The 12,414-nt window shown below is 74.0% G+C and carries 15 protein-coding genes; 6 read left to right on the forward strand and 9 right to left on the reverse strand.

Features of this window, described 5'->3' with window-relative positions; all coding sequences use genetic code 11:
- Positions 1-65 precede the first annotated feature (65 nt).
- From ACVW07_RS08305 to ACVW07_RS08315, 3 genes are all read right to left on the reverse strand, one after another.
- Entirely contained in the window at positions 66-269 is a 204-nt protein-coding gene (locus ACVW07_RS08305; protein ID WP_456818776.1) for a cold-shock protein, read from the reverse strand.
- A gap of 170 nt (positions 270-439) precedes the next feature.
- Entirely contained in the window at positions 440-1,063 is a 624-nt protein-coding gene (locus tag ACVW07_RS08310; RefSeq protein ID WP_456818777.1) for a LytR C-terminal domain-containing protein, read from the reverse strand.
- Positions 1,064-1,092: 29 nt separating this feature from the next.
- Positions 1,093-1,428: a DUF3263 domain-containing protein gene (locus ACVW07_RS08315; protein ID WP_456818778.1), complete on the reverse strand. Its 336-nt coding sequence runs from the start codon at positions 1,426-1,428 to the stop codon at positions 1,093-1,095.
- A 141-nt stretch (positions 1,429-1,569) separates the two neighbouring features.
- Between ACVW07_RS08315 and ACVW07_RS08320 the strand changes: the two genes are divergently transcribed.
- Together ACVW07_RS08320 and ACVW07_RS08325 are read left to right on the forward strand one after the other, a co-directional pair.
- Positions 1,570-2,247 carry a uracil-DNA glycosylase gene (locus ACVW07_RS08320; RefSeq protein WP_456818779.1) on the forward strand — a complete coding sequence of 226 codons (678 nt, stop codon included), beginning with the start codon at positions 1,570-1,572 and terminating at the stop codon, positions 2,245-2,247.
- A gap of 63 nt (positions 2,248-2,310) precedes the next feature.
- Positions 2,311-3,126, forward strand: coding sequence for an SGNH/GDSL hydrolase family protein (locus tag ACVW07_RS08325; RefSeq protein WP_456818780.1), 816 nt, complete (start codon positions 2,311-2,313; stop codon positions 3,124-3,126).
- Positions 3,127-3,144: 18 nt separating this feature from the next.
- On the opposite strand, the gene ACVW07_RS08330 is transcribed toward ACVW07_RS08325, so the two are convergent.
- Entirely contained in the window at positions 3,145-4,338 is a 1,194-nt protein-coding gene (locus ACVW07_RS08330) for a sensor histidine kinase (RefSeq protein WP_456818781.1), read from the reverse strand.
- Positions 4,339-4,463: 125 nt separating this feature from the next.
- Between ACVW07_RS08330 and ACVW07_RS08335 the strand changes: the two genes are divergently transcribed.
- From ACVW07_RS08335 to ACVW07_RS08345, 3 genes are all read left to right on the forward strand, one after another.
- Entirely contained in the window at positions 4,464-5,135 is a 672-nt protein-coding gene (locus ACVW07_RS08335) for a response regulator (protein ID WP_456818782.1), read from the forward strand.
- Between the two features lie 128 nt (positions 5,136-5,263).
- Positions 5,264-6,724: an alkaline phosphatase gene (gene phoA / locus ACVW07_RS08340; protein WP_456818783.1), complete on the forward strand. Its 1,461-nt coding sequence runs from the start codon at positions 5,264-5,266 to the stop codon at positions 6,722-6,724.
- Between the two features lie 113 nt (positions 6,725-6,837).
- A complete protein-coding gene (locus ACVW07_RS08345) occupies positions 6,838-7,449 on the forward strand; it encodes a pentapeptide repeat-containing protein (protein ID WP_456818784.1) in 612 nt (203 codons plus the stop codon).
- A 69-nt stretch (positions 7,450-7,518) separates the two neighbouring features.
- Here the strand turns inward: ACVW07_RS08345 and ACVW07_RS08350 are convergent, their stop codons facing one another.
- Positions 7,519-8,187, reverse strand: coding sequence for a hypothetical protein (locus ACVW07_RS08350; RefSeq protein WP_456818785.1), 669 nt, complete (start codon positions 8,185-8,187; stop codon positions 7,519-7,521).
- 234 nt (positions 8,188-8,421) lie between these two features.
- Positions 8,422-8,637, reverse strand: coding sequence for a hypothetical protein (locus tag ACVW07_RS08355; protein ID WP_456818786.1), 216 nt, complete (start codon positions 8,635-8,637; stop codon positions 8,422-8,424).
- 55 nt (positions 8,638-8,692) lie between these two features.
- Between ACVW07_RS08355 and ACVW07_RS08360 the strand changes: the two genes are divergently transcribed.
- On the forward strand, positions 8,693-9,142 hold the full coding sequence (locus ACVW07_RS08360; RefSeq protein ID WP_456818787.1) for a MarR family winged helix-turn-helix transcriptional regulator: 450 nt from the start codon (positions 8,693-8,695) through the stop codon (positions 9,140-9,142).
- A 945-nt stretch (positions 9,143-10,087) separates the two neighbouring features.
- Here the strand turns inward: ACVW07_RS08360 and ACVW07_RS08365 are convergent.
- The 3 genes from ACVW07_RS08365 to ACVW07_RS08375 all read right to left on the reverse strand — a co-directional run bounded on the left by ACVW07_RS08365 (position 10,088) and on the right by ACVW07_RS08375 (position 12,378).
- Complete coding sequence (locus ACVW07_RS08365; RefSeq protein ID WP_456818788.1) at positions 10,088-10,717, reverse strand: DUF5317 family protein; 630 nt, start codon at positions 10,715-10,717, stop codon at positions 10,088-10,090.
- Between the two features lie 297 nt (positions 10,718-11,014).
- Complete coding sequence (locus tag ACVW07_RS08370; protein ID WP_456818789.1) at positions 11,015-12,085, reverse strand: LacI family DNA-binding transcriptional regulator; 1,071 nt, start codon at positions 12,083-12,085, stop codon at positions 11,015-11,017.
- A gap of 62 nt (positions 12,086-12,147) precedes the next feature.
- Positions 12,148-12,378, reverse strand: a complete 231-nt coding sequence (locus ACVW07_RS08375; protein ID WP_456818790.1) for a hypothetical protein — start codon at positions 12,376-12,378, stop codon at positions 12,148-12,150.
- Positions 12,379-12,414: the final 36 nt, after the last annotated feature.

The raw sequence follows: 12,414 nt of genomic DNA on the forward strand, positions 1-12,414 counted from the left end.
GCCCTCGTCGGGATGTGCTCAGGTCGGTGGCCGGGGCGCCGTCACCGGCGTCTCGACCCGGGGTGTCAGACGGGCCGGACCTGCTCGGCCTGCGGGCCCTTGGTGCCCTGCCCGACCTCGAAGTCGACCTGCTGGCCTTCTTCGAGGGTCCGGTAGCCGTCCACCTGGATGGCGCTGAAATGCACGAAGAGGTCCTGTCCACCGTCGGAGGGGGTGATGAAGCCGTACCCCTTCTCGCCGTTGAACCACTTCACGGTGCCCTGGGCCATGCCGTACTCCTCGCCGTTCGGTGCGCGGTGCGCTCCGCCGGCGCCCCGGTGCGGCGAGCCTAGTGGGCGCAGGGGCCGCGCGACCAGGGTCTAGATGCGGCGCGTCGCCGGTCGGTCCCGGTCGACGCACGAGCAGCCGGCGTGCGGGGTTGCGCGGGTCCCGGTGCTGATCAGGCGGACGGATTGCTGACGAGCACCACCGTGATGCCGTCGCCGGCCTGGGCCGCGGACATGGTCACGGTGGTGATGCCGAGCGTCTGCCCGACCATCGTGGCGGTGTCCTTCAGGTCCTCGCTCTTGTAGAAGACCGTGTTCTCGCCGGGGCGCGCCCCGGTGGTGTTGCCGGTGTCGACGGCGGTGAAGCCCACCGCGGTGAGCTTGTCGGCCTGGGTCCCGGCCAGGTTCTTGATCGAAGCGCCGTTCAGGACGGTGACCGGGGTGGTGAGGACCGGTGTCGGCGTCGGCGGCTCCGTCTGCGCAGGGGGCTCCGGGGTGCCGGTCTCCGCTCCCTCGGCCGGCGCCTGCGCACCGTCGCCCGGGTCGCTCGTCGCCGCGTCGTCGGGGACCGTGGCTCCGGAGTCGTCCGTGCCGGTCATCGAGCTGTCGTTGACCAGGCCCCAGACGGTGACGGCGCCGAAGGCGAGCAGCGGTGCCAGCACGACGACCACGACGAAGGGCCACCAGCGGCTCCACGCGCTGCGGGGTGCCCGGTGGACGCCGCGGGGGATGTCCGGGTCGGCATCCGCGGCGCGGTCGAACTCGTCGTCCGGATAGGGGTAGTCGGCCTTGCTCACGGCCGACAGGCTAGCCGCTCCCGGAGGCGTCAGGCGTCGGCTCCGAGCCGACGCGCGGTACGAGCCCGCTGGCGCGACGAGCGCATGCGGCGCAGCCGCTTGACGAGCATCGGGTCGTGGGCGAGCGCGGCGGGGTCGTCGATCAGCGCGTTCACGACCTGGTAGTACCGGGTGGCCGACATGTCGAACAGCTCCCGGATGGCCTGCTCCTTCGCGCCCGCGTACTTCCACCACTGCCGCTCGAACGCGAGGATCTGCTCGTCCCGCTCCGACAGGCCGGCAGCGCCGGACGGGCCGACAGTGCCGGAGGGGCCGAGAGTGCCGACGGTGGCTGTCTCGACCGTCATCGTCGATGCGGCGTCCATGGGTCCTCCTCGGGCGGGCGTCGGGTGGCCGACGGCGGCCATCGTACGGCCGTAATGACAGCAGTGTCATTCGGCCCGCCGAGCGTCGGACGAAGCCGCCCGGCCCGGCCCTGCCCGCGGCGTGCGCGGTAGCCTCACCGCGTGGATCCGGCCCCCCTCGACTCCCTCGTCGCGCCCGACTGGGCACGGGCCCTGGCCCCCGCCGAGCCGCAGATCCGGGCTGCCGGGCAGTTCCTGCGCGAGGAGGTCGCGGCCGGGCACAGCTACCTGCCGGCCGGCCATGCGGTGCTCCGGGCCTTCGCGCGGCCGATGGCGGACGTGCGGGTGCTGGTCGTCGGGCAGGACCCCTACCCGACCCCCGGCCACCCGATGGGGCTGTCGTTCTCCGTGCAGCCCGACGTGCGGCCGCTGCCGCGCTCGCTGGACAACATCTTCCGCGAGCTGGTCACCGACGTGGGCGTTCCCGCGCCGTCGTCGGGCGACCTGTCCCCGTGGGCGGAGCAGGGCGTGATGCTGCTCAACCGGGTCCTCACCGTCCGGCCCGGCGCCCCCGCCTCGCACCGTCGCCGCGGCTGGGAGGCCGTCACCGACCGGGCCGTCGCGGCGCTGGTCGAGCGTGGTGGCCCGCTCGTCGCTGTGCTGTGGGGGCGCGACGCGCAGGCGCTCAAGCCGGCGCTCGGGTCGGTGGCGACCGTCGAGAGCGTGCACCCGTCGCCGCTCTCCGCCAGCCGGGGGTTCTTCGGGTCCCGGCCGTTCTCGCAGGTGAACCGGCTGCTGGAGGCGCAGGGCGCAGCGCCGGTCGACTGGCGCCTGCCCTGACGACCGCCGCGCCGCTCGGCGCTCGCCGTGCGCCGACGTCCGTCCGACGCCGCCGGGGGCACAATGGCGAGCGTGAACGGCACGCCCCTCCCCGCGCCCCGCTGGTCCCGCTATGTCGCCGTCGGCGACTCGTTCACCGAGGGGCTCTGGGACGGGCCGGACGGCCAGGACGCTCCCCAGCGAGGGTGGGCCGACGTCATCGCGTCGCGGATCTCGTCCCGTCGCGTCGAGGCCGGCCAGGCCCCTCTCGAGTACGCCAACCTCGCGATCCGCGGCCGTCTTCTGCGCCCGATCCTCGCCGAGCAGCTCAACCCCGCGCTGGCTCTGGAGCCGGATCTCGTGAGCCTCATCGGCGGGTACAACGACATGCTGCGCCCCGCCACCGACATCGACCGGCTCGCCCGCAACCTCGAGGTGGCGGTCGCGCGCGTGCGTGCCACCGGCGCCGACGTGCTGCTCGCGACGGGGGCGGACGCCGGCGACAGCCCGCTCATCCGCACCACCCGCAGCCGCGTCGGCCTCTACAACTCCCACGTCTGGTCGATGGCGCGCCGCCAGGGGGCGTACGTCCTCGACCTGTGGGGCATGCGGTCGCTGCGGGACGGGCGGATGTGGTCCGAGGATCGCATCCACCTGACCACCGAGGGCCACGCGCGGGTCGCGCAGGCCGCGCTCGTGGGGCTCGGCCTGGAGCCGGACGACCCCGCGTGGGACGACCCGCTGACCCCGTTGCCGCCGCTCCCGCGGATGGACAAGGCCCGTGAGGACGCGCAGTGGTTCCGCGACCACGTGTACCCGTGGGCGACGCGCCGGCTGCGCAAGCGCTCGTCCGGCGACCTGCGGGTGCCGAAGCGGCCCCACCTCAGCCCCGTGGAGTAGCGCGGCCGGTGGGCGACGTCAGTCGCCGTGCCCACCCAGCGGCATGCGTGCCTCGAGGCGCGCGCCTCGCACGGGGCCAGGCCCCAGCTCCATGCTGCCGCCGACGAGCGAGAGCCGTTGCCGCAGCCGCTCGGTGCCCGACGCGGCGCCGGCCGACGCCGGGTCGTACAGCTCGCCGTCGTTCTCGACCGCGACGAGCAGCCGCCGGCCGTCGAGCGCGAGGTCGACGCGGACGCTCGACGCGGGGCCGTGCTTGAGCGCGTTGGTGACGCCCTCCTCGACGACGCGGACGGCGAGCAGTCGCTCGGACACCGTGAGGCGGCTGCCGCCGGGGTCGTCGACCTCCCGCACCGCGTCGCTGACCTCGAGCCGCGTCGCGATGCTCGAGGGCAGGCGGCCGAGGAGCGCTCGGACGGCCGGGACCAGCCCGAGCTCCAACCGGTCCGGGTACAGCAGGCGGCTCATCTCGCGCACGTCGATCTGCCGGGCCTGGTCGAGCTCGGCACGCACCCACTCCAGGGCGTCGCGGTCGGCGTCGTCGAGCCCGCTGCCGACGCGCGACAGGACGGAGGCGAGGCGGGCGTCGACGAGCACGAGCTTCTGCTGGAGCGTCCCGTGCAGGCCCTCCGCGACCTCGCGCCGGACGCGGATCTCCTCCTGCTCGAGCGCCTGCACCGCCAGCTCCACGTGCACCGCGTCGCGCTCGGCCGTCCGGGTCCTCGCCCGCGAGCTCCGGCGGGAGACGAGGCCGGAATACCCGATCGCGGAGGAGATGACGGCGATGGCGAAGCCGCTGGCCAGCTCGGCCTGGCGCGTGTCGAGGTCGGGAAGGGTGGAGGCGTCGAGCGCGACCTGGACGAACAGCCTCGTCCCGCTCGCCACCACCGAGGCGCCGACCACCGCGAGCAGCATCTGCCAGACCTTCGTCGCCCGCCAGGCGCGCAGACCGACGAGGGTGAGGGCGAGAGCCGTCACCGCTGCGGCGTTCGCGCCGAGCCGCTGCCAGATCGTGACGGCGTCCCACCCCGGGATGAGCCGGGAGTAGACGTAGGCGCTCTGCAGGGACGCAGCGACCGCGTAGCCGGTGGCCACGAGGACCGTGAGGCGCAGCAGCACCAGACGGTCGTTGCGGGCGTCGGCGACCCGCAGCGCGTGGACGACGGCCGGCTCGACGGTCCGGCTCGGCACCGCCGCTCCCCGGCTCGTCGTCATCGTGGTCACCCGTCCGTCTCGGTGGCGTCGCCCGGACGGACGACCGGCGCGGGAGGCGTTCCGACCACCCGCGATCCGTGGCGTGCCGCACGCAGGGCGCCACGGCGCAGACGATACTGGCGACGATGACTGATCCCCGCCCGGTCCCGGTGCGCGTCGCCGTGGTCGAAGACCAGCCGCTGTTCCGCTCCATGCTGGAGCGGACGCTCGACGAGACGCCGGGACTCCGCGTCGTCGCCGCGGTCGGGACCGTCACGGAGGCGACGCGCGTGCTGCGTCCCGGGGCCGCCGACGTGGCCGTCCTCGACATCGACCTGCCGGACGGGAACGGCATCGCGCTCGGTGTGACGCTGCGGCGGGCGCAGCCCGACCTCGGCATCCTGCTGCTGTCGGCGCACGACGCGATGGACCTGCTCCTCGACCTGCCCCGGGACGTGGCCGCCGGGTGGGGCTACCTGTCCAAGACGTCCTCGACGAGCGAGGAGGTCCTGGTCACAGCCGTGCGCGCCGCGGCAGTCGGCGAGACGGTGCTGGACCCGGCCCTGCTCGCACGGATGACGCCCCGGGCCGGGTCGGCCGTCGCACGGCTCACCGACCGGCAGTACGACGTGCTGCGCCTGCTGGCCGCGGGGCTGTCCAACGCCGGCATCGGGTCACGCCTGGGCATCACCGAGAAGTCGGTGCAGAACCACGTCAACGCGATGTACGCGACCCTCGGCATCGACACCGACCCGGGACGCAACCCGCGCGTCAGCGCCGCGCTCCGGCTCCTCGAGGAGACGGGCCCCGCGGCCTGACCGTCGCGTCCTGTTCCTCCCGACCTCGCCCCGTCCTCGCTCTGCCCTCACCCGGCGGTCACTTTCACCCTGTCGACTCCTGCCGCGGCGTCCGTCGCACCAGGGGACGAACCTCGAAAGGACCACCCATGAGGACACGAGCTGCCGGTCCGCTCACGGCGGCGGTGACCGCTGTCGCATTCGTGCTCGGCGGTGCGACCGCCTGGGCCACGACGTCGGACGTCAGCGGCAACGGCGCGGCCCGACGTCTCACCGGCGACCAGACGTCCGCCGTCAGGGACGCGATCAAGGGCGGCCCGGCGCGCAACGTCATCCTGTTCATCGGGGACGGCATGGGCGACTCGGAGATCACGCTCGCCCGCAACTACCAGTACGGCGCCGCCGGCCGGTTCCCCGGGATCGACGCGCTCCCGCTCACCGGGCAGTACACGACGTACGCGCTGGACAAGGTCGACGGCAAGCCCGACTACGTGACCGACTCGGCCGCGTCCGGCTCGGGCTGGGCGACCGGCACCAAGACGTACAACGGTGCGATCTCCGTGGACGTGCACGGCACGCCGCAGCGCACGCTCCTCGAGATCGCCCGCGCGAACGGCCTGCGCACCGGCGACGTCAGCACCGCCGAGCTGCAGGACGCCACCCCGGCGGTCCAGGTGGCCCACGTGACGGACCGGTCCTGCTACGCCCCGACGGTCACCACGGCGAAGTGCCCGACGAACGCCCTCCAGAACGGTGGACCGGGCTCGATCACCGAGCAGCTGATCTCGGCGCGGGCCGACGTGACGCTGGGCGGCGGCGCCACGTCGTTCGGTGAGCAGGCGGTCGCGGGCGCGTGGGCGGGCAAGAGCCTGCTGGAGCAGGCGAAGGACCGCGGGTACCAGGTGGTGACGGACGCGGCAGGCCTGGATGCGGTCGCGCAGGCCGACCAGGGTGCGCCCCTCCTCGGCCTGTTCGCCCCCGGCAACCTCCCGGTCCGCTGGGTGGGGCCGCCTGCCACGCACACCGGCGGGACCGAGGCGCCCGTGACCTGCACGCCGAACCCGGCGTACACCGCGACGACGCCCACGCTCACGGCGATGACGACGAAGGCGATCTCGCTGCTGACCGCCGGCAAGGGACGCAAAGGCTTCTTCCTGCAGGTGGAGGGCGCGAGCATCGACAAGCGGGACCACGCGGCGGACCCGTGCGGTCAGATCGGCGAGACCGTGGACCTCGACGAGGCCGTGCAGGCGGCGCTCGACTTCGCGACGAAGGACGGCCACACCCTGGTCGTCGTCACCGCGGACCACGGCCACTCCAGCCAGATCGTGTACCCGAACACCCTGACGCCCGGCCTCACGCGGACACTGCTCACGGCTGACGGCAAGCCGATGACCGTGGCGTACGGCACCGCCGACACCGGCGGCTCCCAGGACCACACCGGCACGCAGGTGCGGATCGCCGCGTACGGCCCGCGGGCGGCGAACGTGGTCGGCCTCACCGACCAGACGGACCTGTTCTTCACGATCCGGGACGCGCTCCGGCTCGACCCGGACGCCCCGGCGCCCGCTCCTGCTCCGGCACCGGGGCCGCCGCACCACGACCGGTGACCTTCCCGACCTGCGGACGACGGCCCCGGACCTCCCCGGGGCCGTCGTCCGCTCGGGCGCCCGTGTCGGCCCGGTACGCCAGGATGTCCGGATGACCATCGACGAGGACCGCCGTGGCTGACGGCGGCGCCACCCCCTTGACCACCTCGACGGTCCGTGGCGAGGACTGGTACGCCCGGGAGCTGTCTGGCCAGACGTTCGAGCAGGTGGCGTTCGTCGACGTCGACATGACCGAGGTGCGGACCACCGGCGCGGTGTTCGACGGCTGCACGTTCCGCAACGTCAAGCTCAACGCGTCCGTCCACGTCGACACGGCGTTCAGCAACTGCACCTTCAACGGCGTCACGTTCTTCGACACCCGGCTGGAGCGCTGCAAGCTCATCGGCAGCGTGTTCGACCGGTGCACGTTCGAGATCATGCGCGTCGACGGCGGGAACTGGTCGTTCGTCGAGCTGCCGGCCGCCGATCTCCGCTCCGCGACGTTCCGGGGAGTCCGCCTGAACGAGGCCGACCTGACCGGCGTCAAGCTCGCGGGGTCGACGGTGCGGGACTGCGACCTGGCCGCCGCGACGCTGCACCGCGCGGACCTCACGGGCTGCGACCTGCGGGGCAGCGACCTGGTCGGCATCGACCTGTCGACGGTCGAGCTGCGCCGGGCGGTCATCACCCTTCCGCAGGCCGTGGTGATCGTCGAGGCGATGGGCCTGGACGTCCGCGTCGACTGAGGTGTGTCTCCCTCCGTGCCGCGGGTGCTCTCGGCAGACCGGCCCTGGTCGTGCTGCGAGCCGGCGGGATCAGCCCTCGACGAGCGTCCCGTCGGGCGCGGTCAGGTGTGGGTCCAGGAGGCACACCCACGCGTCCTCGTAGAGGGCGTACCACTCGCCCGGGAACCAGGCCGCGATGCCCTGCGCGCACTCCGCCGGGTCGGCGACGGGACGCTCCACGACGACGTCGTGCGGCGCGGTGCACAGCACGAGGTGCACGAGCTGTTCCGCGTCGACGCGCGCGCACGTGCCCTCTGTCGGGGAGAGCCGCGCCGTCTGCACGACGACCGCGCCGGCGCCGGCATCGAGTGCCACGGCTGCCACCGTCGCGGCCACGAGCGCCCACCGCAGGCGGGGGCCAGGTCCAGGAACGCCCTCCCGGCGGGCTGCACGGAGCATCCGGACACCGATCACCGCCACCAGCACGCCGAGCAGGGCGAGCGCGACCCAGCCGGCCTGCGCCTCACCGCGGAGGGCGGCGACGGCGGCGCTCAGCGCACCGGCCAGCGTGAGGACCTCTCCGACGCCGAGCACGACGACCGCACGAACCCGCTCCCGCCGGACCACGACGTCCGGGTCGTCGGGGATCCATGTCCGCCACCCGATCGGCGGCCGTGGCCAGGACGGGTCGGGCTGCCAGCCCCTCGGCGGTTCCCATCCCGGCTCGACCGGCCAGCCCGGCGGTGGGTTGATGCGCACGCGTGGCGTCCCGTCACTCGGCGGCCGGCTCGGCCCACGCCGCTCCTGGGCGGGCGGGCGCACACTCTAGCGGCGGTTCCACCACCATCGGGCAGGCCTCACTCGGACGGCGGGACGCACGTCCCGTTCCGTCGGCTCCCGATCACGCGTCCATGCACACCATGAGGCGCGGCTCGGGAGATCCGCTTCGATGCGGCCGCACCGGTGCACCTGCGGGGGCGCCGCGGCGTCGACCTAGGCGCCGGTGTCGGTCCGGCCCGCCGGACGCTCGACGAGGAACGACCGCCCGCCAGGACCGGCAACCCGCTCGAACTCGACCCGCAGGCGATGGTCCCTCTCGCGCTCGTCGTCGGTGCGCGCCCTCCCCGGGGCGCGCACCGGGCTGATCTGAGCCGGTCCCAGGTAGGTCAGGAGCCACTCGGTGAGGTCCTTGCGCCGCCGCTCGGCCATGCGTCCTCCAGATCGTTAGTGCACTCACTATACGCCCACGACGTATTCTCTGGCCATGAGCGATACCGTGGCCGACCCCCTCGCCGTCGAGGCCCAGGTCTGCCTGACCGTCTCCGCCGCGGCGCGCAGCCTGGTCGGCTTCTACCGCCCGCTGCTCGCACCGCTCGGCCTCACGCACCCGCAGTACCTCGCGATGCTCGCGCTGTGGCAGTACGGCCGGCTCTCGCTCAAGGAGCTCGCTGCGCTGCTGCACCTCGAGCCGGCGACGACGTCTCCCCTGGTCCGCCGCCTGGAGACCATGCGGCTGGTCCGGCGGGAGCGGGACCCGGACGACGAGCGCGCGCTCGCCATCGTGCTCACCGACACCGGCCGGGACCTGCGCTCCTCGGCGGTCGGCATCCCGACGACGATGGTCGAGCGGCTCGGGCTGGATCCCGTTCAGATCGACGAGATCCGGCGCGCGGCCGAGCTCCTCGTCGCGGCGTGCGGGGCGGCGACCGACTGATCGTCGCGGCGTGCGGGGTGGCGACCGACTGATCGTCGCGCCTGCGACCGTCACGCCGCCCGCGTGGGCGGGGTGGACCGCGACCCGCTCGCAGCGCCCGGCCTCGCCGCCGCTGTCCGCCTTCGCCTGCCGGGGCCGCCGGCCCCGTGGCCGGGTGGTGCGACGTCGCTGCGCCGCACCACCCGGTCAGGCGCGGTCCGTCCTCGTGACCGGCGCCGCAGCGGCGATGGTCAGTTGGTGATGTGGAACGGCGCGGAGAACGCGTACACCGCGGCAGCGGTGACGGCGATGCTCGACAGGGCGACGTAGACGCGGGTGACAGCGGACCTCTTCAACGTGTGCTCCTCGTGACGAGTGGTGTCGCAGCGGCAGCCGCGACGGGCATGGCGTGGTGCGACCCGGCACGGACGCCGGGAGCTGTGGGCGGGAGGTCCGTCGTCGTGACGGGCGTCGCGACGGCACGGTCCTACCCGGCGTTAGTCAGTTGGTCTGGTGGAACGGCGCGGAGAATGCGTACACCGCGGCAGCGGTGACGGCAATGCTCGACAGGACGACATAGACGCGGGTGACGGCGGGCCTCTTCATGGTGTGCTCCTCGTGACGACGGGTGTCGCAGCGCAGACCGCGACCGGGACGGGTTCGTGCACCCCGGCGCGAACGCCGGGAGCCGTGGGGCGAGCGGCGACCAGGACGAGTGCGGCGGCGAGACCCCCACAGCAGGACGTCACCGGCGCTGAACACCATCGCCACCCCGGGCACCGAGACCAGGCCGGCCAGCGGCGGGACGAGATGGTCCGTCCTCGTGACGGGCGACGCGACGGCTTGCCCGCTGCTGCGGCGACGGTCAGTTGGTCATGGGGAACGGTGCGGAGAACGCGTACACCGCGGCAGCGGTGACGGCGATGCTCGACAGGACCACATAGACGCGGGTGACGGCGGGCCTCTTCATGGTGTGCTCCTCGTGACGACGGGTGTCGCAGCGCAGACCGCGACCGGGACGGGTTCGTGCACCCCGGCGGGGACGCCGGGAGCTGTGGGGCGAGCGGCGACCAGGACGAGTGCGGCAGCGAGACCCACCCACAGCAGGACGTCGCCCGCGCTGAACACGATCGCCACGCCGGGGACCGGGACCAGGTCCGCCAGCGGCACGACGAGCGTCGACGCGTCGAGCGGCACGTGCCCCGGGGCCCCGGTGACGTCGAGGCCGACGGACCGCGCCGCGGGGACGGAGAACGGCATGCCGCCGTTGAGCGCGGTCGCGAGTGCGTTGGCCAGGGCGCCCGTCGCGGCGAGGGAGAGCGCGACGCGCACCGCGCCGCGGGCCGCACGAGCGTTGGCGGCAGCGAACCCGACGGCGCACCCGCCGAGCGCGAGCGGCACGAGTGCGCCGCCCGCAGCATCCAGGACGCCGGCGGCCCAGTCGGGGTGTGCGCTGCGTACCGCCTGGACGGCCGCGCCGGCCGCCGCCCACGGCGCACCGCGGACCCGGACGCGAGAGAGCGACGTGAGACCGTCACGGCGCAGCACGATCGCCAGTGCCGCCACCGCCGGGAGGATCAGCAGCAACGCGAGCATCGCGGCCTCCGTGGATCGGTTCCCGGGCAGGAGCAAAACGGTATCAATCGCCCATATGCACCCACAACGGGCATCTCACGAGACGCGCCGCTGCTGCACGCGGGGGGCGCTGCCGAGCCCGGGGTCGACGGCGACGTCGAGGGACGGCCGGGACGCAGGCAGGCAGGGCCGACACGTCGACGGCGACGTCGAGGGACGGTCGGGACGCAGGCATCCAGGCCCGACCGGTCCAGAGGGCGACGTCGAGAGACGGTCGGGACGCGTGCAGGGCCGGCACGGGTGCCGTCCGGCGCGCCGCTACACCCGGGTCGGGACCGGGCCGGTGCTGTCGCGGACCACGAGCTCGGTCGGCACGAGGACCGCGTCGGGCCCTTCCCCGACGCTCGTGTCCCCGCGGGACCGGGCGATGGCGCGCGTGAGGGCCGTGGCCGCGGCCCGGCCCTTGGCCTCCAGGTCCTGCCGCACGGTGGTGAGCGCGGGCTGCGCCCGTCGCGCGATCGGGCTGTCGTCGTACCCGACCACGGACAGGTCCTCGGGGACCCGCACGCCGAGCCCCCGGGCCACGCGTTCGGCGGTCCAGGCGATCAGGTCCGAGAAGCACAGGATGGCGGTGGGCCGGTCGTCGAGCGCGAGCAGCGTGCGCGTGCCGAGCTCGGCGTTCGCCTCGGTGTTGTCGGGCAGGTGCACCACGGTGACGTCGGCGCCCGCCGGACCGAGGGCGCTCATCCAGCCCTCCACACGTTCGCGGGACACGTAGCCGACCCCGGCCGTCGCAGGGTCCGGGGCGATCCCCGCGGGCCGGTCGTTGGCGATGGTGAGGATGCCGATGCGGCGATGGCCGAGGTCGAGCAGGTGCTGCGCGGCGGCCCTCGCCCCCACACGGTCGTCGAGCAGCACGCTCGACGAGCCGGGCAGCGGCGCCTGGTCGACGAACACCAGCGGCAGCTTGCGCTTGACCAGCCAGTTGATGGGCGCCATGTCACCGGCGCACGAGTACACGAGCGCGCCGTCCATCGGGATGTCGCGCGCCGGGATGCGGTCCGGCGACTCGACCGACGGGAGCAGGGCCAGGGCGAGCCCCGTCGGTGCGAGCTCCTGTGCGACCGAGCCGAAGAACGCCGCCGCGATGGGGTCCCGGAACGCGGAGCCCACCGACTCGGTGAGGAGGACGCCCACTGCTCCCGTGGTCCCGCGCGCGAGGCTCCGGGCCGACGGGTCCGGGCCGACGTAGCCCAGCTCGTCGGCCGCCTGCAGGATCGTGGCCCGCAGCTCGGCGGACAGCTGGTCGGGCCGGGAGAAGGCGTTCGAGACCGTCATCCGGCTCACGCCGACCTGGTCCGCGATCGTCTGCAGCGTCACACGCCCCACGGCGCCATCCTCGCTCGTGCCATACGAGCCAGGGTAGGCGTCCGCGAGGTGCGTGGCGGCCGTCATGCTGCGTGCCCGACCTCTCGGCGGCCGTCCCCGCACACCGGCGGGGGTGTGATGGCCTCTGCCGCGCGCCGGAGCATCGCGGCGAGGGCACCTCGGGTGCGCACGGCGCGCGGGCGGCGCTCCCGGCGGGCCCGTGGCTCGACGACGGGGGCATCGGGCTCGGCGCTGTGCACGTGACGTAGCGTCGCCTTGCGGGACATCAGCACGCTGATCGGCATCGGGTCCATCGTGCGTCTCCTCTCGGTGTTTCTGTACCGCTACAG

Source organism: Cellulomonas sp. URHB0016 (assembly GCF_054057935.1).